Source organism: Flavobacterium rakeshii, assembly GCF_009741375.1.
GTDB classification, from domain to species: domain Bacteria; phylum Bacteroidota; class Bacteroidia; order Flavobacteriales; family Flavobacteriaceae; genus Flavobacterium; species Flavobacterium rakeshii.
In genome coordinates, this window is record NZ_WOWP01000057.1 from 50,198 (window position 1) to 71,848 (window position 21,651).

Here is a 21,651-nt window from a genome sequence, read left to right on the forward strand (position 1 = left end):
CAACCATCATGTCGTTAACACCCTTTACAAAACAGCAATTGCTTCCGCAGGAGGAGAAACTTGAAGTAGGAAAGCAGCGAAGTGACCTGTTTATAGGAATCCCTAAAGAAACATCTTATCAGGAACGAAGAATATGCCTTACACCAGATGCTGTTGCATCACTTGTAGCACACGGGCACCGCGTTATGATTGAAGCCGGAGCCGGAGTTAGTTCCAGCTACAGCGATAAGGAGTTTAGCGATGCCGGAGCCGAAATAACCAGCGATACAAGAAAAGTGTTCAGTTGCCCTGTAATACTAAAAGTTGAACCGCCTACACTACAGGAAATTGAAATGATGGCTCATCAGGGGTTACTTATTTCTGCCATACAGATAAAAACACAAAAGAAAGAATATTTTGAAGCTTTAGCCTCAAAAAAAATAACCGGACTAGCCTTTGAATTTATTAAGGATGAGGATGGCTCCTACCCTGCTGTTAAATCATTAAGTGAGATTGCAGGTACCGCTTCGGTACTTATCGCTTCAGAACTGATGATTAACCAAAAAATAGGTAAAGGCCTGCTTTTGGGGAACATAACAGGTGTACCGCCTACAGAGGTTGTTATTGTAGGTGCCGGTACTGTAGCCGAATATGCTGCCAGAACCGCACTAGGTCTTGGTGCTAATGTAAAAGTGTTTGATAATTCGATTACCAAACTTCGTAGGCTGCAAAACAATCTTAATCAAAGGATATTTACCTCTACTATACAGGAAAAGGTGCTGCTAAAAGCCTTAATGCGTTGTGATGTGGCTATTGGTGCGATGAGAGGTAAAAACCGTACGCCAATCGTAGTTACCGAAACGATGGTGGAACGTATGAAAAAAGGAGCCGTGATTATTGATGTTTGTATTGATACCGGTGGTTGCTTTGAAACATCAGAAGTTACAACTCACGAAAAGCCTACCTTTATAAAAAACAACGTGATACACTATTGTGTACCTAATATACCATCACGTTACTCTAAAACGGCCTCTATGTCTATTAGTAACATTATTACTCCGTTTTTACTGCAAATTGCGGAAGATGGTGGAATAGAAAGCTCTATAAGATGTAATTACGGACTTAAAAACGGGATTTACTTTTATCACGGACTGTTAACCAATCGCCCTGTTGCCGAATGGTTTAATATACCTTTTAGGGACATTAACCTTTTAATTTTTTAAAGAGTATAACTACTCTGTCAAACAAACAATACAATTTTGCATACTCCCATTACCTTAATTATCACCGGACTAATAATTGGAACAGTAGGAACACTTATAGGAGCCGGAGGTGGTTTTATTCTTGTACCCTTTTTACTTCTTTTCTATACTGAATTCCCTCCCGAGGTCGTTACGGCAATCTCAATAGCTGTTGTGGCTGTGAACTCTATTTCAGGCTCTATGGCCTACGCTAAATCCGGTAGGATTGATTATAAAGCAGGATTAGTTTTTGCAGTATTTACTATTCCGGGGTCAATACTGGGAGTATATACGGTTAAATACATTCCGCAGAATGTATTTAAAATCATATTCGGTATTATGCTTATTGGGCTTTCGGTATACCTTTTCTTTAAAAACAAGGCTATTATTTCCAGTTCGGTTATCAGCTCAGAAAAGAAAGGATACAAACATACCGTACTAACCGATAAAAGCGGAACAACATACGAATACAGCTATAAGCAGTCAATAGGTTCACTTATAAGTGTTGTGGTTGGTTACATCTCCCCTCTTTTAGGTATTGGTGGCGGAATAATACATGTACCTGCCATGGTAAACTGGCTAAAATTCCCTGTGCATATCGCTACAGCAACTTCACACTTCATATTGGCTATTATGGCTACCGTTAGTGTGATTACCCATGCCATAAACGGTACATACAATAATACCGATATTGTTTTAACTATAGTGTACTTATCACTGGGCGTTATACCAGGAGCTCAGCTTGGTGCTTATTTTTCTCATAAAATTAAAAGCCATACCATTATAAGGGCACTTGCTGTATGCCTTATTATAGTGGGAATCAGAATCCTTTTTTATGGTAAGCATTAGGGAGTATACATCTGCAGACAAACCCTACCTGATAGCACTACTCAGGCTAAATACCCCTCACTACTTTTCACATGAAGAAGAACAGGATTTAATTGACTATCTGGATAATAGTATTTACAAATATTATGTACTTACTAAAGATGATAACATTGTTGGCGCAGGAGGCATAAATCTTTCTGCCGACCTTACTACAGGAATCCTTTCGTGGGATTTTTTTCATCCTGATTATCATGGACAGGGATTAGGTACTACTTTAACCCTTTTCAGGATTCAAAAAATAAAAGAAATCAGTACGGCAACAACCATGAGGGTTCGTACATCACAACTTACCTATAAATTTTACGGAAAGTTTGGATTTAAAATTCGTGAAATCAGTAAAGACTACTGGGCAAAAGGTTTGGATTTATACCGAATGGAAAATAATATTAGTAATATAATCTAAAATCGAGTCTTTTACAAAGAGCATAACGTTTTTCATGCAGTTCTTCCACTATATCTACCACGTCATCACTATCTTCAAAAAGGCTGAAAAATAATTTATCGAGATTAACACTGCTAATACCGCTAAAAGGAAGTCCGTAACCCGATATGGCTTTAGCTCCTGTAATATCAAGAAAATACTGAGCCTCCTCTTCATCAAGGTCTAATACTTTTGAGTTGGCAAAGTGTATTACTTTCCCTTTCATTTTCCCTTCAAAAAGTTCGGCAATCTCCTCTATACTGTAATAGTAACCATTAAGACATATATTGTTTGCCTGTCCCTGCATTACCAAATAAATGATCTCGTAGTTTTTAAAATTATGATCGTCATACAGTAAAGCCTGTAGACTCTCCTCCATTCCTTCTATAGTATCACAATTTTTATAAATACTGGAAATCCCTTCAAAAGCCAGCTGTTCCAAATTCTTAACCACTTCGGTACTTCCTGCCCTTTCTACATCGGCAACAGCCTCAAGGCAAAAAATGAAGTTTTCATAATCCATACAATCGGTGCTAATAAATGTGTAACAAAAGTAGTAGATTGCAACTGCAAATCCGTTTTTTTAACGTGGTAATATATCCACAGTAATCATAAATTAGACGCCAATTGTTTATTAATAAACAGAAAACCATTACTTTCGCGCAAAAAATTATATTATCCGGTGACAAGCAATCCTACAGACAGAATTACCTATTTTCCTGAAAGCCTGATAAATTCAATTGATTTACCGGAACGCTTCACCTTTCCTTTTTACTACGAGCCACACGAGTTAACAAAAATAGCGACAGAAGAACTGCAACACTATTTAGAAACTCAAACCGAACTGGACCATAACTTTGGTTTGAATGAAAACCACAAAGGAACTGTTATTGGTAAAATGTTTGGAGTATTGGTTGTAAAAGACACAAATGGAAAATTGGGCTACCTGTCGGCTTTTTCAGGTAAACTTGCCGGATCTAATGAGCATCCTAAGTTTGTTCCTCCTGTTTTTGATATGCTTATGGAAAATAGCTTTTTTCTGAAGGAGCAGTATATCCTTAACAGTATTAACGACAGGGTTAAAGAAATTGAAGCCGATAATAACTACATCTCACTAAAACAAAAACTACAGGAATATAATTTAGCTTCAGATAAAGAAATAAATGACTTCAAACAAATTGTAAAAGCCAACAAGCAGGATCGTAAAAAACAACGACAGGAACAAAAAAATATCCTGACTGGTGAAGATTATGTACAGTTTGAGGCTCTTATGATAAAACACAGCCTGCATGACAAACATCAGCTTAACGTGCTAATAAACAAATGGCAGGAAACGATTGATGAAGTTAAACAGCAACTCGCTGAATACGAAAACACTATTGAAAGCTTAAAGAAAGAGCGTAGGGAAAAATCGTCTGCATTGCAGCAACAGCTTTTTGAGCAATATGTGTTTTTAAATAAAGACGGAGAAGACAAGAGCCTTCACGCTATATTTAAAAATACGGTATTTGGAAAACCTCCCGCTGCTGCCGGAGAATGTGCCACTCCTAAATTATTGCAATATGCCTTTAAACATGGCTTCCAACCGATAGCCATGGCTGAATTTTGGTGGGGAACACCTCCAAAGTCGGAAATAAGGCAACACAAACAATACTACCCTGCCTGTACCGGTAAATGCAAACCTATACTGGAGCATATGCTGAAAGGCACTCCTGTAGATGATAACCCGTTATTAATCAATCAAGGAGAAGATAAAAAACTGGAAATTATTTTTGAGGATGATTACCTTATCGTGGTAAACAAACCAGCCGAGTTGCTTTCGGTTCCCGGTATTGTAATTCAGGATTCGGTTTATACGAGGCTTCAGGCAATGTGGGGAAATATCGAGCCTTTAATTATTCACAGATTGGATATGGCAACTTCTGGATTACTGGTAGTAGCTAAGACTAAAGAAACCCACAAAGACATACAAAAACAGTTTTTAAGGCGTACTGTAAACAAACGCTATACAGCGCTACTATCAGGTACATTTACCAAAAGTGAGGGCGAAATAAGCCTGCCGTTACGTGGTGACCTTGATAACAGACCCCGACAGTTGGTTTGTTTTGAACACGGTAAAAAAGCGGTGACCAAATGGAAAACTATAGCAAAAAATGAAACCACAACCAAAGTTCATTTCTGGCCACTAACAGGACGTACACATCAGCTACGTATGCATTCGGCACACGAACAGGGACTAAATGCTCCTATTGTAGGCGATGATCTATATGGTACCTCTGCCGAAAGGCTACACCTTCACGCCGCTTATTTAGAATTTACACACCCTGCAACACAGAAAAAAATGAATTTTGAAGCTCCCGAGGAGTTTTAACTTCTGCAATATCATATAAATTAAAAGAGCTTCAGGTTTACTGAAGCTCTTTTAGTGTATTACTAATTTTAAAATTAGAATCCGAAAATACCTCCCGAAACAGAGATTTTCTCTCCGTTTATCCAGGCAGAATCATCAGAAGCCAGGAAAACTGCAACCTTAGCAATATCCTCCGGCTGACCGGTACGTCCCAGTGGTGTTTTAGTAATAAATTCTGCCTCAATATCACTACCTATAAATCCGCCATCACGCGAACCTTCGGTTTCAACTACTCCCGGTAACAGCGAATTAATACGGATATTTCTTCCCGTAAATTCTTTTGACAGCGCTATTGTAATAGAATCTAAAGCTGCTTTTGTAGAAGAGTACACAGATCCCGTAGCCATTGGCATTTTACCAGCCTCAGAACTAACATTAATAATGTTACCTCCTTTCTCTCCAAATAGCTTTAAAGCTTCCTGTATAGTGAATATAACACCTAATACATTAATGTTATATTGCTGGTGGAATGATTCTGCAGTAACCTGCTCAATTGGCATATATTGATAAATACCCGCGTTATTAACCAATACATCAAGCGTTCCAAAAGTATTTTTAGTTTCTTCAAAAAGCCTTACAACATCTGCATGGTTTGAAACATCAGCCTGAACAGCAATAGCAGTACCGCCATTGTCTGTAATTGCTTTAACCACTTTGTCTGCATCTATTTTGCTTGAAGCATAATTTACAACAACTTTAGCTCCTTCGGCTGCATAATGTTTTGCAATACCGGCACCAATACCTTTTGACGCTCCTGTTACTATAGCTACTTTATTCTTTAATTTACTCATTTTTATAATTTTTAAGTTTGAGCAACAAAGTTATATCGGTATTATTAATTTTAGTAACTTTGTTACAAAAAGTAACAGTAACCTCTAAGTAACAAAGTAACCTATGTCGTGTATTTTTTTTGATAAGGAACATCATAATGAAATGAGAGCCGTAAGGGATTCAATGGACGTGCTAAACGGAAAATGGAAAATTCCCATAATTTCCTCCATTTGTTTTTATAATAAAAGAAGATTTTCAGATATACTGAGTGATATAGAAGGAATTTCAAACAAAATGTTAAGTAAGGAGCTTAAAGAGCTCGAAATTAACAAGCTCATTACCCGAACTGTGTTAGAAACCCAGCCCGTAACCGTGCAATATCAGCTTACGCAACACGGTCACACACTACGAACAATTATTGACAACCTGAAAGACTGGGGTGTAAAACATCGTGAAGAGATTATTAAAAATTAAAAAAACAAAAGCAGGATATAAATCCTGCTTTTGTTTTAACGTGTATATAATGTTACCCTGAGTACTTTAGGACTGTCAAAATTTAAGCCCCAGTCGGTTTGATCACCATTTAAAATGCGTTCCACTTTAAAGACTCCATTTTCGTAGTGGCCTTCCTCTACAGTAAGGTACTGCCAGTTAGAGTTTTTATTTTTTTCCGAAGGTTTAAACATCACCCTGCAATGGTAACCGCATACCAGAAACTGGTTTTCACTAAGCTCGGCAATAAGAAACCTTCCGTCAGGATGCTGCGGCTGAAATTCAGAACGCGAAAGTCGGCTAAATGTACCAAAAGCCACATCTGCATCCCATGATTTTAAATGTAGTGTTTTATCGGTAATATAGTTTACTCTGTCTACCGCATTACCTCTATCTGCTGTAGGATCTACAGGCACTAACTGAACTGCTGTTTGTATTTTACCATCAAAGTTAAGCCTTGCAATCTCACTTGCCATAGGGGCAAACAATTCAAAGTTAATGGCAGTGGGCTCGTACATTTCTTTAGCCGTCATTACCTCCCCTTTTTTATTGATTCTGATTCTGGTATTGTCCAGCCCAAAAGGTGCGTAGCCTATTGCACCATATCCCAATGCAGAATAAAAGAATTTTGGGAAATCATCATGCCAAAAGGTCTCTGGAACAAAAAGCGGATTATCTCCCCTGGCATAAAGCTCCATTGCTTTTAAATAGGTTTCTGTATCACTAAAATAAATATCGGGTGCCAGTACATCTACAGCAGGTGCTGCTGCTTTCCATAATTCAAAAACATTGTCATTTGGTCCTCCCACCTGATAATACGGCGGACCCGGATTTATAGGGTTTCTTATCGCAGCATTTACATACAGTGGTAAAGGGTAAATGTCTTTACCTGCCTCTGCTATTTTACCAATATATTGAGCTACATGCCAAACCTGAAAAAATTCATCAGCATCATTACCAAAAACCTCCTTCCAGTTCTTATTTGACTTAGGATTCTTGCCAACTGCTTTTAGTACTTCTTTCGGTACAGGCTTATCAAATATTTTTTGGGCATCTTTACTATAATCCCTTACCGAGCCCCATGCTCCCGGTTCGTTTTGAACCTGTACCATGATAACCGTATGCTGTTTATCAAACTCCTTTAAGTGTTTCATAAAAGCCGAAAATGCCCTTACATCCTCGTTTAATGTAGCTTCGGCATGAGGTGACGGAGAATCTATCTCCTGTCCCTCCTTATTTATCATGTTGGGATATTTTTCAGGCTGTTGCTTCATCCAGCCGGGCATATAATGGTTAGAACCATTTTTCCATGTAGCAAACCAAAGCAATACCACTCTAACATTATGTTCCCTTGCCTGAGTGATTATAGTATCTATAACACTGTAATCAAACTGACCTTTTTGAGGCTCAAACTGTTCCCAGTAAATAGGTATTTCAAGCGTGTTTACCTTTAACTGCTCCATTGCCGACCATACCTCGGGTAATGTATCTGGCCATGCGCTCGAATTGTTACATTGTGCGCCAAGCATCAAAAACGGTTTACCGTCTACCATAAGGCAATGCCTGCCGTCTTTATGCTTAATATACGGGAGTTCTGTTTGTTGGGCTATACACAGGTTAGTATAACCTAATACCAGTAATAGGAAAGAAATCAGTTTGTGGTTCATTATTTTACATTTTACAAAAGGTCAAAAAGACTATATGTTGTAAATATAAAATTTTATTCTACTATAACGATGTAATTGAGGGAAGAAAACTGAAAAAGTATGCTTTATAAATTTAGACATGCAGTAATTAAGCAAGTTTCATATTCAGTTTATTATCAAGATATTTTTAATTAACCAATTCAATAAATTTAGGGTTCGTAAATAGATTTTGAAAGGAAACTTTTTACTATTGATTGTTTTATTAAGTCAAATTTAGTAAGGATTATTGATTACTTACTTTGTATATTGCATGTCAAATCTACCTTCTCTTATTTGATGTACTACACCTTGATTATCTTGTACATCAAACCAAAAAGTACCAGATACAATTTGGTTTTCAGTATCCAGTTTGGTTATCGTAAGTTCTCCGGTGTGGGTTTGTGAGGTATAATAATTATTTATACTATTAGAGTAAAAAGAATAAATGGCTAGTGCATTGCCTGATCTGTTTTCTAATAATTGATAGGTTTCGTTTTGAAATATTTGCAATTCATTAGTTCCTATAGAAATACCAACTAAATCTCCATCACTGTTTCTTTTATTACCCTGAAGTCCTAAATAATATCCTCCATCAACATATTGATAAACACAATCTAAAGGATTTATACCTCCACTTGGCAGGAATACTTCTCCATCCAGTAAACAACCAAATGTGTTTTCCCCTGTTTGTGTAGCAGCAGGGAGCAGGTTTACAGGGTCTTGAGCAGCTTTATCATCGTCATTATTACAAGCAGTGATTCCAGTTAATAAGACTAAAGTCAAAAATAGATACTTCATTTTTTAGTTGGTTTATATATTAGAAGTTTTGAACATTTATTATGATTTAACTTATATAAAAATTCAAAAAATTATTTTTTATTTATCTCACATATTGCATATCAAATCTACCTTCTCGTATTTGATGTACCACACCTTGGTTGTCTTGTACATCAAACCAAAAAGTACCCGAGACAATCTGGTTTTCAGTATCCAGTTTGGTTATCGTAAGTTCTCCGGTGTAAGTTTGAGAGGTATAATAATTATTTATTCTATAACCATAAATACCTTGAGCATTACCATTAATATTTTCTAACAACTGATAGGTTTCGTTTTGAAATATCTGTAATCCATTAGTTCCTATGGCTATCATTATTAAATCTCCATCACTATTCCTTTTATTACCCTGAAGTCCTAAATAATATCCCCCATCAACATATTGATAAACACAATCTAAGGGATTTATACCTCCACTTGGCAGGAATACTTCTCCATCCAGTAAACAACCAAATGTGTTTTCTCCTGTTTGTGTAGCAGCAGGGAGCAGGCTTACAGGGTCTTGAGCAGCTTTATCATCGTCATTATTACAAGCAGTAACCCCTATTAGTAAGAGTAAGGTGTAAAATAGAGGCTTCATTCTTAGTTGGTTTGGTACAGTATTAACATTATACCAAAATTAGTGTTTTTTAACAAAAAAATATATATTTGCATTACAAAAGGTCTCACCTTTTTTAACCTTTAAAGTGAATACTTACGATAACGAAGTAGAGCCCAACGAGCAAGTAGCTTTTATTAGTGATGGTTCCGCGGGCTCTCGTTTTTTATTGATAGTACTGACTACTGTTCTTTATAAATTTCAGATAGTGTCCAAAAAGATATTTTCTAAGCAATTCCTTACTCTTAGGACTAAGTCTATTTTTGTAAATATTTCTTCGCCTTACAGTTTTATGCTTAGGATCAAAATGATCAATCAAAACAGCCACGATAACACCAAATCTTAAAATTACTTGCCTTTGTTCCTTATAATTAACATTTAATAATTTTTTCTCTAATTCTCCTATCCATTTCGCCAAGCTACTATCCTCATTTTCCAAAGTTTCGAGAAAATCCTTTAAGGTCATTATTCTAAATTTTTGGTCTTTGTTAGATATTAAACATTCTCCAATAATTCTTTGAACAGACCTATCCAAAATTCGATGTCTTCGAGATTCGATTGTTTCGATAAATCTTAAAAGTTGGTTACCTTGTTTTATTTTTGATAAATCTATATATTGACTTTGTAATCTTAAATATTCAAGTTGCCCCCAAAATTGCGCAAATAAATATAAAACATACTTTTGATTATGTATTGGATTTGAAGATAACGATTTTTTTAAGTTTACAAAGGTTGCAAAATCCTCTTTTGCCAAAGATTCAATTTTACCATATAGTTCGCTTGATGCCTTTAAAATAGGATCTAAATTATCATAAAAAATTTTTTTCGCAGCATTTCTGGTTTTAAAATATTGTTTTATATCAGGATAGAAAAATTTAAATCCTTCCCATATAGTTGCACCAGTTATTGTGGCTATTGTTAATTGTAGTAGATTGTTCATAAAAATGTCTGCTAACATTATTTTTTACGAAACTACTCATTTTTCTTTCGTCAAAAACACCTATAACCGAATTTCTATAATTATATAGATAATATAATTATTTGCAAAGTCAATAAGGTATAGTTAAAACAAACAAAGCGTTTGGAATCCAAACGCTTTGTTTGTTTTTCTATGGACGATGAGTCCCGATAGCTATCGGGAGAAGCGCCAACCCTCTCAATATAAACGACAGGGAAATATATTAAAAAAGCTTCAGTTTTCACTGAAGCTTTTTAAAGGTTGTGGGCGATGAGGGATTCGAACTTTCGCATACTAATCCGCGTCATTCCTATGTTTTATAAAGTTCGTTTTGGCTGTGCCACGAACTTTATTTAAATCAATGCAAATCATCAATTTACATTACCTGCAAAATTGATTTTAAAGAACGATATAAAACTTTATTTACAGCAAAGATATTAATTATACTTTAGCACCCTTGTTAAGTTTATTATATTCTGAACTATATGCTAATAGGTATTTTAAGTCTTCTATCATTTTATCATTTGCAACAATTTTTCTATTCAATACCTCATTGATAAAGTTTGACCATTTAGAATCGGAGTTCATTTCATCAATGATGGTTTTATATTTCTGTGAAAAAACTTGATTATGCTTATTCAGAACTTTTGAGATTTCAATGATTCTTTTTAACTCTTGATAGATTTTCGGAGCTTTTACCGTCATTTTTTTAATGGAAGAATTAATTTGCTCACGAGCTTCGATAATCTTTCTCCTTTTAGCGTTAACTTCAGAATTCAATTGAATTATTTGCCCAACTCCTTCAGCAACGACATCAAATGCTATCATCGTAAATTCCGCCTTAAGTTCATTTTTTGAATAACCTTTTTTTTCATCTAATCGAATTAAAGACCCTTCCAGTGAATTCAGAAAGGTTTCACTTACGCTATCAAGTCCACTCTGAAAGTTGATAGTTAAGTCACCCAAATAAATATGATTTTCAATTTTGTCTACATTACTAACAGCATCTATTACTTTAGCATTTTCTTTTCCTTTAATTTCTGTAAATTTTGAGATTAGATTTTTAGCCAAAGTCAAGTTTTTCAATGCGTCCTCACGCTCATGCATAAGATATACCAAGGCCTTATGTCTTTCTTTATTAATCAAGAGAAAGTCGTTTTGAAATAAGTAAAATCGTTCATTTAACTCATTAAATGACTCTTCTTCTTTTAGCAACTTATTATAGTTACCACCAGTGATGATATTTTTAAAAAAACTCATACGTCTAGAATTTGTAAATTTCTCTTTATTTGTTTCGTAGCGGTTTCTAAATCTGTAATTTCTTGTTGGCGTTTTTCCGGCAAATCTTTAGAAACTGAAAAGCGAACTTTTTGGTTAGAACTATACACTAAATAACTTAAAGAGAGTAAATCAAGACCAAACAAGATAACTATAATATATAGTATATATTTGTTTTTGCCGACATCTAAGATATCATTCCAAAGTATATATTTGTAATTATAAAATGATATTATACTATAAATACTATTATAAACTAATACACTCAAAAGAATAAAATATAAAGTATACCTAATATATGATTTCACATAGAGATAATGACCCCCGACAATTCCTGTTACAAAAAAAAACATGTAAGCTTTTTTAGCTTTTCTTCCATCATATTCCTCTGTATTAAAGATTGATATAATTATATAGGTCATAGCAAAAAATATTAGGTAAAGTATAAACAACCAATATTTCTGAAAGAAACCTTTATTTTTCCATTTTAACATTGCTGATTTCTTAATATCAGATTCAGCTTTATTAAGCTCTCCCATTTTTTGAAATGACAATCCCCTTTTTTCAATTATGTCACTTGCAGATGGAAATAAGCGTATATAAGTTGAATAAAATTTAATAGCTTCATGGTAATTTCCAAGCTGGTAATAGCTATCACCTAGTAAACTAAACGTTAGCGGTCTCGAATTTGGATTTTCAATTTTCAGGAAATCTATAACTGCCTCTTTAGGTTTATTAACTTTTAGGTTAAGGGTACCTCTTTTGTAAAGAATTTCGTCGTTATTTTTATTTGGATTAAGCTGAATATAGGATTGATAATCCTTGATACCTAATTTTTCCTGGTTATTTAATGTATAAAGGTTTCCACGTTTAAGATAATATGATGAGTTAAGTGGAACAGCGTTTATACAATAAGAATAATCTTCTATAGCTTTATTATAATCGTTTTTAGAATAGTACTCCGCTCTGAGTTCATGAGATTGTACATCAGAATTATGATAATTCAGATATATGTTTATACTTTCAAGAAAATCATCTTCGTCATCACTCGCTAATTTTGCAATAGCAAGTCCCTTATGAGCTAGTGATTTATTTCCCTCGATTTCTATCACTTTATCAAAATCGTCAATACTTTCATCCCATTTTTTTAACTTAAGCCGAATATTACCTCTTGATAATAATGCAGGAGCTAAGGTATCTGTTATCTCAATTGCCTTTGTTGCGTAATCCTCAGCCTTTTTGTAATCCTTTGCCAGACTTATAGAGTCTGCTTTTTTCACAAGTGAAGTGTAATTTTTTAATTGCTCTTCATAGCTTAAATCTGACCCGCAATTATACAACAGAGCAGCCACTATAATTAATAAAATAACTTTTTTCATATTTAAAAATCCAGTTCTAAGGGAGTATTTTTATCAAGTATAGCTTTTTTAAAGTTATCAAAATCTTCTAATGGGTTTTTCATAACAAATTCGCTTGCACCTCTTAAGCCTTGTAATATAAGTGCATCATTCCCTTCACGAAGCCCTTTATCAATAACTTCAAAATGCTTATCAATAATTCTTCCTCGTTCAGAAAAGATTAGATTTAAGACTCCTTGCTTGAGCTTGAATTCCGATAGAATTCGAGCTAATTCATTATTAAGTTCTGCATTTCGAATGTCTAGCCTTTTGGATTCTAAATAGATATTTCCAATTTGCATTACTCCATTATTTACGGAGTCTATGCTTTGCTGGTTTATTGAAGCTACTTCTTTTATGTTTTGTAGAAATGAGTTTACATCCTCAATTTCTTTTTGCGTAACAGCATTACTCATTTTAGGGTGCTACTTTTTATTGTCTTTTACAAGTTTTACAATTCCGTAAATTAATAGACAGGCTCCCCCGCCAATTGCTGCCGGTGCTGCTAATGCTGTTCCTGCTATTGCTGCACCGATAGTACCTACAGCTGCGCCAACACCTGTAAAAGCAGCTCCGTTTTTTAAATCGTTATTATCGCTCATGAGTATATAAATTAATTAAATTGAAGTTCTATTTTTACAATGTTGGTGAATGTTTCCCTTTAACACTTCCTTTAGGATGCCTTATACAGGTTCCTGCGGTTAACGAAGAAATTGAAGATGCCGAAGTACCACAGTATTTACATTGATATTTAGACTTCTCTGAACCTTCATAAAGTTTGTGCCTTCCTTTGCCTTCAGGATGACGAATACAGCTGCCAGCAGTAAGAGAATTAATAGAAGATGATTTTGTACCGCAGTACTCACAGTAATAATTGACCATTGGTTAGTTTGTTAAAATTATTTATTCAAAAATACCGATGATACAGAGTAAGATTGTTACTTTTTTACAAGAGAGGCCAAATAGCAAATAAAGACCTATTTTTAGTTTATGAAATGTTTTTTAAAAGTAGTACAACTTCTGTCCCTGTGATTGAAAACTTAATTTTTAATGCATCTTTTAATTCAGGTTGTAGTAATTCTAAACGTTCTCGAACTATTAAAGTACTTTTAGAGGAATGAAGTTTATTTGTATTACTGTTTTTATAACCATTTCCATTATCGGAAATTGTGCAGCGCACAACTTCATTAGAAATTTTTTTTAAGGATATAATGAAATGTGGCGAACTGTGGATATCATTAAAAGCATGTACAAAAACATTCTCTATGAAAGGTTGAAGTAGCATTGCCGGGATGTAAAAATTATACAAATCAATTTCTGGGTCAACATCAATGAAATAGGTGATAAAATTATCAAACCTGATATTTTCGATAGTGATATAATTCTCTAAATATGCTATTTCATCTTCTAAGTTAATGCTCTTTCTTCTGGAATTCTCAAGGTTAGTCCGCATTAGTTTTGCAAGTTTACCTATATATCTCAGGGAGTTTTGCGTATCCTTTTCTATGATATAATTTTGAATAGCATTCATTGCATTAAATGTAAAATGAGGATTCATTTGAGCAATTAACGCTTCATGCCTAGTCTCAGACAATCGGCGTTCAACCAGCGCTTTTTGAATAATTTGCTTACGCTTATAATAATAAATAAGCAGTGAAATCAGTATTAATACACTTATTAAAACTATAACGAACCAAATCTGTTTCCAAAAAGGAAGAGCAATATTTATTAATGGTAATCCAAATCTTGAAATCTTACCCGAATACAAATCCATTACTTCTACTTCTGGCTCATAATTTCCTGAAGGTAAATAAGGTAAATAAATAAGAGGCTTATTTGAATAGGGGCTCCAGTTGCCACCCTCCTGTAAGCGAAATCTGTATCGTAATTTTTCGGCATACTTATGACCCGAGGGATTCAAACTGAATTCAAGTGTGTTTTCTGTGTAGGCTAAACTTAATGGAGAGTATATTACGTTCTGATACCATTGATCAGGCTTGAATGGTACATTATTTATTTTAAGGTTTTCAATATCTATTCGATTTACTGTAGGTAAGTCTTTTATAAAACTATCTAACTTAATTTTATAATATCCTTTATTTGTACCTAACCATAAAACCCCGTCAATTATTGCTGAAGATTTTACATCTTTATTTACAAATCCTTGTTCGGTATTTATAAGCTGAACACTGTCTCCCTTGAAAATATTAATTCCCAGTTCTGTACCTATAATTAGCACATTTTTGTAACACTCAATAAAACTTATAGTTCTACCGTAAAGCCTGTTTCGGTCTATTTTTTCATTGATTTCAAAAATTCCTTTTTTCTCTGTTACTTTATAAATATCGCCGTATTCAGTAGCTATTATTAAATTGTCTTTATCATTTTTAGTAATAAACTTTAGCTTAGGTTCTTTAAATGTCCCATTTTCAAGACATGACGTAAAACCATACCTGTCGTAAACATAGAGACCTTTGAATATTGATGCTAAATATGTTTTAGTCTTTGTATGCAGAATTGATACAACATCCAAAGGCGTGTTTGGGTCACTTTCTAAAAACCAATTATTTTTCAAAGAATAAAAAGCATCAGCATACACGTGTACACCTGCATAGGGAATTGTTTCAATTAGTTCTTCTTGCGGTGTAAAACCAATTTTATAACTATGAACAGGTAAATATGCTGTAATTTTAAGCTCCTTATCTATTTTAAAAACACCTATATTAGAATTAATTAATAAGTATTCATTTCCTTTTAGGATTTCATAAAAGATTATATCTCTAGCCGTAATATTATAATCAAGCTCATAATAGCCATCAGCATAGTTAGGTAACGGACTTCCACCAGAAATGTATCGCTGTTGAAAATTTTTAAACTGTGATAGAGTGAGTAATTTTAATGTTTTATTATTCTTATCCTGAACTTTTAAACCATCAGCAGCAAGGATAGCGATATTATCCTGAAATTCAGCTATTGAAACAACAGGCTTCTGATTATGGCTACAATAATTTATAATATTTTCTAGGTTGACAGCATAAATCCCTTTGTCCTTAGAACCACAGTAAAGAATCTTTTTTTCAACATCATAAATCACACTTAACAATCCTTTACTAGTGATTCCATATTCATTTGACACATTAGTAATTTTATCTCCATTAACAGTATAGAGCCCTCCAATTGGTTTAAAAACTCCCCAACCAGCTGCGTATATTTTATCATCTTCTCCTTTGACGAAGTCCCATAAAATTGAACTTTTAACAGAAGATATTTTTTTTTCTCCCTTTAAAAAGTCATTAACAGTTATAATATCAAGATTATCTTTATTGCTACAGTAAATTTTGTCATTTATACAGGCCATACTATATATATTACTATGGGAAATTACCTTAACAATTCTATCTCTTTCTATTTTATAAATGCCCTCGTTAACAGCACTAAAGTAAACTGTGTTATTAATTGTCATAAAATCTGTAACAATAAAAACTCCTTTATGTGGCTCAGCACCGGGCAAGGTTGTTACCTTCCAGGTCTTTAGATTAATGACAGATACCCCAGTTTCTGTACCTACATACATAAAACCATCAAAACATAGCAATTTTCGGATACGGTTATTGGCAAGACCATTTTTTGTAGTAAAACGTCTGAAGGTTTTTCCATTAAAACAACTTACCCCGCCATTATCGTCATAGCTACCAAACCACAGATTGTGGTTGTTGTCTTCGGTAATAGCCCAGCAATTATCAAACCCCAATCCATTTGCAGAGGTAATGTTTTTAAAAGTCCCATTTACTAAATACGAAATTCCATTTTCTGTACCTGCCCATAATGTACCTTTACTGTCTAAAAAAAGAGTTCTTACGGCATTGTTTTGTAAACCGTCATTTGTTGTATAATGTCGTACCGGCTTCTGTTGTGAAAAACAGTTTGCACAAAATAAAACAAGAAGATAAAACAGGGAGCTAAGTCGAAATTGCATCCATTAAAGATTTCTTAGTATAATAATTTTCTGAAACAGGTAATTCAGCCCCATTAGCTAGGTTTATTAATCCTTCAGAAGAAAAAGAACGTATAAAATTGCGGTTAACAAGATAACTTTTATGGATTCGTAAAAAGTTTTGCTCCGATAACATCTTTTGAAGCTCCCCTAAAGACTTTGAAACGTAGCTGTCTTTGTAAATTGTATATATAAAACTATAGGCACCATCAGATTTACAAAACAGAATTTCATTATCAGAAAGTATCTCCATTCCGTTTTTAGAAGGAAATACAAGCTTCTGTTGGCCTGTAATCTGATTGCTTATATTTTCTGCCAGTATTCTAAATTTGTCATAATTAAGCTTTCTGTCTTTATTTTCAACAAACCTGTCTAATGCTAAAAAAAGATCGTCTATATCTATCGGCTTCAACAAATAATCTATAGCGCTAGCTTTTATAGCCTTAATTGCATATTCCTGAAATGCTGTTGTAAATATTAGTTCAAAATCAGGATTCACGAAGTGTTTAAGCAAGTCAAAACCATTTTCTTGCCTAAGTTGTATATCCAAAAATACGATATCAGGACGATAGGTCTTAATTGCAGCAACTGCTTTATTTACTGACGGACAAATAGCCATTACTTGTACTGTTGCATTTGCGTAAGATTTTAAACTTTGATTTAAAACATTACCTGCTTTACTTTCGTCTTCTACTATAATTACCTTGATGTTCATCATGTACACATTTGTTCATACTATCAAAGTTAATTGTTTACATCTTAATAGGACAAATAAATTACTCCAGTCAAATGTAGAAACTCCAATCGTAAGGTAGTATTTAATACTAATATTAATAAATTTGGCCCTCGTTATAATCAAAAATCTCAACCACTTTTTTTAGTTTATGGTCTTTACAAAAATCATGAATTTTTCCCCAGGAAAGAAAATGAATATCAAATTCTGTTTTAATCTCAAATTTATCAATACATGTTTGATCAGTAGGAATAAGTCCAATATAATACGCTTCCCGACAGTCAAGCAACAATTTAACAGCTTTAAGCACTACTTTGTTCATACCGATTTTTCTGTTCTCTTTATACCTTGGCTCTTGAATACCTAAACCAAAATCTTTTGAAGCGCAATTGTCAAATAATAATTTCTTCAAATGTAACTGAAAAAACAAATTAGATGACGAGCCGGAGTATTTCTCTTTTCTTTCATAATTTTCAAACTGTTTAGATAGAGACCATTTTTTACTCTGTGAAGTTTTTACCTTACCTTCTATAAAAAAAACCTTTCTATGCTTTGGATTTTCATGTTCAGTGATAATAACCAAATCAGAATCACCAAACCTCGAAAATGATTGCTCTAATAAAATGGTGTAATCTTGAGCTTGTACTCCTTTTAGTGCGGGTATGCCTATCAGGTCTATAAATTTATCCATTAGCCTTTTATCCTCCCCGATGGAGAATATTAATGAATTAATTATACCGCGTTCTGAATACCCTAAGATTTGCATTTTTGTATTTTTATATTCTAAACTAGCCGGTTTAACAAGTCTACGGTTGTTTCTTCCTGCAATGCCTATTTCTAATTTTGTATTGTTGTAACTGTCATTGAGGACATAAATTTTGCAATCGTCCTATCTAATTGCACAAACTAGGGATTTTTGCAATTCAACCAAATTAGCGATGAACGCCTACCATTCTTTTCATAGTATCTATAAAAGCCTGTTTAAAGGAATCGTCTTTTGCTATTAAACGGTATAAATCCAATTCATTTTTACGTTGTTTAGCCATCACATCATCAAATATTTTATAAAAGGCTAATTCTTGAGTTGAAGCGTCCGGATTGTCTGCTACTTTTGTTTGAAAATCGGGATGAGCCATCATCATTTTACTTAAAGAAATAAATTTTACTCTTTGATCTTCAGGAGTAGCTTCCCAGCCCTGAAACCAGCGTTCGTTGAAACTTTTGACGATTAGATCCAAAGGGTCTTCTTCCTCGTCTTTGCCGTGAGCTCCACGCGGATTTGGATTTTGAGGGTCTAATAAGGTATCAGAATCATCTAAACTAATCGATGAATTTAGTGTTACACGTTCTAAACCATAAGTAGCTAAATCTACAGTATCTAGTAAGCCATCAATGGCAGCATCTGGATCAGCTACGATAAGTTTTGGTATTAAGAATTTTAAAAACCAATATAGCTTTTCCCAAGAAAGCATTTCGAAGGATAAAATGGAAGCCATTTGTCCGTAAATTTTGACAAACTGCTTTGCCTTAATTTTAAAATCGGCTTTTTGGGCATCTTCTAATTCCAAATCGTGATTGAAACGTTGAGCTGCTGTATCTATTATTGGACTCAAAAACTGAGCATCTACCCTGTCAAAATATTTTAAGACAAAATCCTCTACTTCATAGCTTTCGTAAACACCTACATCATCCAATGAAGCCTTGAGTTCATGTAAGACGTTTACATCGGTAGCACCGCTTAATGTTGTTGAAGTATAAAAAGGATCAAAGGCGTTTTTAATTTCTTCGGTAGAGTTGAAGAAATCTAACACAAATAAATCCTCTGTTCGTTTACCTAACTTATTTGCAGAGCGATTGAGGCGTGATAAAGCTTGAACCGCTAATACTCCCTGTAGCTTTTTATCTACATACATTGCAGTGAGTTTAGGTTGGTCGAAGCCTGTGAGGTATTTATTGGCAACTACCAATAAACGATATTGATCCTCATCGAATTTATCTTTGGTATCTTTTTCAGCAAATCCATTTAAACCATCTTCAGTATATTCAATACCATTAATTTTTTTTGTACCTGAAAATGCAATCACTACATCAAAAGGATTGCCTTTCGCTTTAAGAATTTCTTTGATAGCCAGATAATAGTTAATAGCAGATTCGATACTTTGTGTAACCACCATTCCTTTTGCTTTTCCTTTAAGCAACTTTTTATTCACCACATGGGTCGTAAAGTGGTCAAGCATTATTTCAGCTTTGGTAGCGATGGTTCTGGGATCACGTTCAACAAAGGCTCTTAGCTTTTTTTGAGCCTTAGTTGTATCAAAAAGTGGATTGTCTTCAATAGATTTTGAAATTTCATAATAACTACGATACGTAGTATAATTGGCCAGCACATCTAAGATAAACCCCTCTTCAATGGCTTGTTTCATTGAATAAAGGTGAAATGGCTGATAACTACCATCGGTTTGTTTGCTTCCAAACTTTTCTAAGGTACTGTTTTTCGGTGTAGCAGTAAACGCAAAATATGAGGCATTACCTCTCATCTTTCGCGATTGCATCGCGGCTAGTATTTTATCTTGAGCGTCTTCTGTATCTTCTTCTGAAGGCAGATTCCCCATAGCCTGATTCATTTTGTCAGATGTCGTTCCGCCTTGACTACTATGCGCTTCGTCAATGATAACTGCAAAGTTTTTTGTGCTCAAATCGGAGATCCCATCAATGATGAATGGAAACTTTTGAATTGTGGTTATAATGATTTTTTTACCTGCCTCTAAGGCTTGGCGTAATTCTCTTGATGATAAGGCCGGTGCAACAATGTTTTTTACTTCTGAAAAATCTTTGATATTGTCGCGCAGCTGTTTGTCTAAGATACGACGGTCGGTTACAACAATTACCGAATCAAACAAAGGATTTGCAATGCCTTTGCTTCCCGGCGTATTTTCATTCACCGGGTAAGTTTCGATTAATTGATATGCCGACCAAGTAATAGAGTTGGATTTACCAGAACCTGCTGAATGCTGTATCAAATAGGTTTGTCCTGTTCCATTGATACTCACGTGACGTACCAATTTGCGTACAACATCCATTTGGTGGTAACGCGGAAAATAGAGTGTTTTTTTGCTTAGAGGTTCATTCTCTTTACCGTCAAGACGCACAAAATGCTGTATAATATTAGCAATACTGTCTCGCGTAAATACTTCGTCCCATAAATAGGCAGTTTTATGCCCGAATGGATTAGATGGGTTTCCTTTGCCGTTGTTGTTCCCTAAATTGAATGGCAGGAAAAAAGTATTAGCCCCATCGAGTTTAGTGGTCATGTAAGCTTCATCAGTATCTACTGCAAAGTGTACAATACATCGCCCAAAATTCAACAAAGGCTGGGTTGTATCTCTTTTAAATTTGTATTGATTTATCCCATGGACTTTGGCATTCTGACCCGTCCAGTGGTTCTTGAGTTCCATAGTAGCAAAAGGAATACCGTTGATGAAGAACACCATATCGATTTCCTCTAATGGGTTTGCATTTGAATATCTTAATTGTCGTGTTACAGAAAACTCGTTTTTTTCAAAGTTATCTTTGATTGCTTGACTGCTACTTGCCAGCGGTGCCACATAGAGCAACGTAAGATGTGCATCGTCAACTTCCAAGCCTTTTTTAAGCAAACGAAGGACACCGTATTTCTTTATCAAGCGATCAAAACGCTCCAGGATTTTTAGCTTCCAATCCGATTGCTTTTGCAGCTTCGCTAACTCCTCTGCCTGCGTACTTTCCAGAAAGTGCCAAAAACGCTCTTCATCCAATGCGTATTTTACATTGAAATCAGACGGATAACCAATATAATAACCTTTACCCGAACGGTATAATTCTCTACGTTCGTTAAGGTTTCCTTCTTGTTTGAGTTCTTCTAAAGAAGTTCCGGTTAGTATTTTTTCTATGGCTGCTTCTAAGGCTTGTTCGTTGGTTTGGCTAGGCATAATT

At 34.5% G+C, this 21,651-nt stretch carries 20 protein-coding genes; 6 read left to right on the top strand and 14 right to left on the bottom strand.

The window, feature by feature from the left end:
- Positions 1-8: 8 nt before the first annotated feature.
- From GN157_RS14755 to GN157_RS14765, 3 genes are read left to right on the top strand one after another with little or no spacing between them, the layout of a single operon-like run.
- Entirely contained in the window at positions 9-1,202 is a 1,194-nt protein-coding gene (locus GN157_RS14755; protein WP_157484268.1) for an alanine dehydrogenase, read from the top strand.
- A gap of 36 nt (positions 1,203-1,238) precedes the next feature.
- Positions 1,239-2,069, top strand: a complete 831-nt coding sequence (locus tag GN157_RS14760; RefSeq protein WP_157484269.1) for a sulfite exporter TauE/SafE family protein — start codon at positions 1,239-1,241, stop codon at positions 2,067-2,069.
- Positions 2,056-2,511 (top strand): GNAT family N-acetyltransferase, encoded by a 456-nt coding sequence (locus tag GN157_RS14765; RefSeq protein ID WP_157484270.1) that lies wholly within the window; start codon positions 2,056-2,058, stop codon positions 2,509-2,511. Before GN157_RS14760 ends, GN157_RS14765 begins: the two co-directional genes overlap by 14 nt.
- On the opposite strand, the gene GN157_RS14770 is transcribed toward GN157_RS14765, so the two are convergent.
- On the bottom strand, positions 2,495-3,052 hold the full coding sequence (locus tag GN157_RS14770) for a DUF6642 family protein (RefSeq protein ID WP_157484271.1): 558 nt from the start codon (positions 3,050-3,052) through the stop codon (positions 2,495-2,497). The two genes, GN157_RS14765 and GN157_RS14770, sit on opposite strands and share 17 nt — an antisense overlap.
- 159 nt (positions 3,053-3,211) lie before the next feature.
- On the opposite strand from GN157_RS14770, the gene GN157_RS14775 reads away from it, so the two are divergent.
- Positions 3,212-4,900: an RluA family pseudouridine synthase gene (locus GN157_RS14775; RefSeq protein ID WP_317163546.1), complete on the top strand. Its 1,689-nt coding sequence runs from the start codon at positions 3,212-3,214 to the stop codon at positions 4,898-4,900.
- A 74-nt stretch (positions 4,901-4,974) separates the two neighbouring features.
- Here the strand turns inward: GN157_RS14775 and GN157_RS14780 are convergent, their stop codons facing one another.
- Positions 4,975-5,730 (bottom strand): SDR family NAD(P)-dependent oxidoreductase, encoded by a 756-nt coding sequence (locus tag GN157_RS14780; protein WP_157484272.1) that lies wholly within the window; start codon positions 5,728-5,730, stop codon positions 4,975-4,977.
- A 103-nt stretch (positions 5,731-5,833) separates the two neighbouring features.
- On the opposite strand from GN157_RS14780, the gene GN157_RS14785 reads away from it, so the two are divergent.
- Positions 5,834-6,184, top strand: a complete 351-nt coding sequence (locus GN157_RS14785; protein WP_197429469.1) for a winged helix-turn-helix transcriptional regulator — start codon at positions 5,834-5,836, stop codon at positions 6,182-6,184.
- Between the two features lie 35 nt (positions 6,185-6,219).
- Here the strand turns inward: GN157_RS14785 and GN157_RS14790 are convergent, their stop codons facing one another.
- The 8 genes from GN157_RS14790 to GN157_RS14825 form a co-directional block, all read right to left on the bottom strand.
- Positions 6,220-7,869 carry a DUF5597 domain-containing protein gene (locus GN157_RS14790; protein ID WP_157484273.1) on the bottom strand — a complete coding sequence of 550 codons (1,650 nt, stop codon included), beginning with the start codon at positions 7,867-7,869 and terminating at the stop codon, positions 6,220-6,222.
- Between the two features lie 273 nt (positions 7,870-8,142).
- Positions 8,143-8,685 carry a DUF6252 family protein gene (locus tag GN157_RS14795; RefSeq protein WP_157484274.1) on the bottom strand — a complete coding sequence of 181 codons (543 nt, stop codon included), beginning with the start codon at positions 8,683-8,685 and terminating at the stop codon, positions 8,143-8,145.
- 82 nt (positions 8,686-8,767) lie between these two features.
- On the bottom strand, positions 8,768-9,301 hold the full coding sequence (locus GN157_RS14800) for a DUF6252 family protein (RefSeq protein ID WP_157484275.1): 534 nt from the start codon (positions 9,299-9,301) through the stop codon (positions 8,768-8,770).
- A gap of 184 nt (positions 9,302-9,485) precedes the next feature.
- The gene (locus GN157_RS14805) at positions 9,486-10,277 is read right to left on the bottom strand and encodes a hypothetical protein (protein ID WP_157484276.1); all 792 of its coding nucleotides are present in this window, start codon (positions 10,275-10,277) and stop codon (positions 9,486-9,488) included.
- A gap of 441 nt (positions 10,278-10,718) precedes the next feature.
- A complete protein-coding gene (locus GN157_RS14810) occupies positions 10,719-11,537 on the bottom strand; it encodes a hypothetical protein (protein WP_157484277.1) in 819 nt (272 codons plus the stop codon).
- On the bottom strand, positions 11,534-12,934 hold the full coding sequence (locus GN157_RS14815) for a tetratricopeptide repeat protein (protein ID WP_157484278.1): 1,401 nt from the start codon (positions 12,932-12,934) through the stop codon (positions 11,534-11,536). Before GN157_RS14815 ends, GN157_RS14810 begins: the two co-directional genes overlap by 4 nt.
- 2 nt (positions 12,935-12,936) lie before the next feature.
- A complete protein-coding gene (locus GN157_RS14820; protein WP_157484279.1) occupies positions 12,937-13,368 on the bottom strand; it encodes a hypothetical protein in 432 nt (143 codons plus the stop codon).
- A gap of 9 nt (positions 13,369-13,377) precedes the next feature.
- Positions 13,378-13,554 carry a hypothetical protein gene (locus GN157_RS14825; RefSeq protein ID WP_157484280.1) on the bottom strand — a complete coding sequence of 59 codons (177 nt, stop codon included), beginning with the start codon at positions 13,552-13,554 and terminating at the stop codon, positions 13,378-13,380.
- A 20-nt stretch (positions 13,555-13,574) separates the two neighbouring features.
- Between GN157_RS14825 and GN157_RS18015 the strand changes: the two genes are divergently transcribed.
- Positions 13,575-13,700, top strand: a complete 126-nt coding sequence (locus GN157_RS18015) for a hypothetical protein (protein WP_262884930.1) — start codon at positions 13,575-13,577, stop codon at positions 13,698-13,700.
- A 240-nt stretch (positions 13,701-13,940) separates the two neighbouring features.
- On the opposite strand, the gene GN157_RS14835 is transcribed toward GN157_RS18015, so the two are convergent.
- The 4 genes from GN157_RS14835 to GN157_RS14850 all read right to left on the bottom strand — a co-directional run bounded on the left by GN157_RS14835 (position 13,941) and on the right by GN157_RS14850 (position 21,647).
- Positions 13,941-16,928: a sensor histidine kinase gene (locus tag GN157_RS14835; protein WP_157484282.1), complete on the bottom strand. Its 2,988-nt coding sequence runs from the start codon at positions 16,926-16,928 to the stop codon at positions 13,941-13,943.
- Positions 16,912-17,664 carry a LytR/AlgR family response regulator transcription factor gene (locus GN157_RS14840; RefSeq protein WP_197429470.1) on the bottom strand — a complete coding sequence of 251 codons (753 nt, stop codon included), beginning with the start codon at positions 17,662-17,664 and terminating at the stop codon, positions 16,912-16,914. The genes GN157_RS14835 and GN157_RS14840 overlap by 17 nt, the downstream gene beginning before the upstream one ends.
- Before the next feature lie 112 nt (positions 17,665-17,776).
- Positions 17,777-18,445 carry a hypothetical protein gene (locus GN157_RS14845; protein ID WP_157484283.1) on the bottom strand — a complete coding sequence of 223 codons (669 nt, stop codon included), beginning with the start codon at positions 18,443-18,445 and terminating at the stop codon, positions 17,777-17,779.
- Between the two features lie 166 nt (positions 18,446-18,611).
- Positions 18,612-21,647: a type I restriction endonuclease subunit R gene (locus tag GN157_RS14850; RefSeq protein WP_157484284.1), complete on the bottom strand. Its 3,036-nt coding sequence runs from the start codon at positions 21,645-21,647 to the stop codon at positions 18,612-18,614.
- Positions 21,648-21,651: the final 4 nt, after the last annotated feature.

Bases quoted from the DNA above. Each gene is read 5' to 3' on its own strand.
- GN157_RS14755 (WP_157484268.1), top strand. From the start codon at position 9: ATGTCGTTAACACCCTTTACAAAACAGCAATTGCTTCCGCAGGAGGAG.
- GN157_RS14765 (WP_157484270.1), top strand. From the start codon at position 2,056: ATGGTAAGCATTAGGGAGTATACATCTGCAGACAAACCCTACCTGATA.
- GN157_RS14770 (WP_157484271.1), bottom strand. From the start codon at position 3,052: ATGGATTATGAAAACTTCATTTTTTGCCTTGAGGCTGTTGCCGATGTA.
- GN157_RS14780 (WP_157484272.1), bottom strand. From the start codon at position 5,730: ATGAGTAAATTAAAGAATAAAGTAGCTATAGTAACAGGAGCGTCAAAA.
- GN157_RS14785 (WP_197429469.1), top strand. From the start codon at position 5,834: ATGTCGTGTATTTTTTTTGATAAGGAACATCATAATGAAATGAGAGCC.
- GN157_RS14790 (WP_157484273.1), bottom strand. From the start codon at position 7,869: ATGAACCACAAACTGATTTCTTTCCTATTACTGGTATTAGGTTATACT.
- GN157_RS14795 (WP_157484274.1), bottom strand. From the start codon at position 8,685: ATGAAGTATCTATTTTTGACTTTAGTCTTATTAACTGGAATCACTGCT.
- GN157_RS14800 (WP_157484275.1), bottom strand. From the start codon at position 9,301: ATGAAGCCTCTATTTTACACCTTACTCTTACTAATAGGGGTTACTGCT.
- GN157_RS14805 (WP_157484276.1), bottom strand. From the start codon at position 10,277: ATGTTAGCAGACATTTTTATGAACAATCTACTACAATTAACAATAGCC.
- GN157_RS14810 (WP_157484277.1), bottom strand. From the start codon at position 11,537: ATGAGTTTTTTTAAAAATATCATCACTGGTGGTAACTATAATAAGTTG.
- GN157_RS14815 (WP_157484278.1), bottom strand. From the start codon at position 12,934: ATGAAAAAAGTTATTTTATTAATTATAGTGGCTGCTCTGTTGTATAAT.
- GN157_RS14820 (WP_157484279.1), bottom strand. From the start codon at position 13,368: ATGAGTAATGCTGTTACGCAAAAAGAAATTGAGGATGTAAACTCATTT.
- GN157_RS14825 (WP_157484280.1), bottom strand. From the start codon at position 13,554: ATGAGCGATAATAACGATTTAAAAAACGGAGCTGCTTTTACAGGTGTT.
- GN157_RS14835 (WP_157484282.1), bottom strand. From the start codon at position 16,928: ATGCAATTTCGACTTAGCTCCCTGTTTTATCTTCTTGTTTTATTTTGT.
- GN157_RS14840 (WP_197429470.1), bottom strand. From the start codon at position 17,664: ATGATGAACATCAAGGTAATTATAGTAGAAGACGAAAGTAAAGCAGGT.
- GN157_RS14845 (WP_157484283.1), bottom strand. From the start codon at position 18,445: ATGCAAATCTTAGGGTATTCAGAACGCGGTATAATTAATTCATTAATA.
- GN157_RS14850 (WP_157484284.1), bottom strand. From the start codon at position 21,647: ATGCCTAGCCAAACCAACGAACAAGCCTTAGAAGCAGCCATAGAAAAA.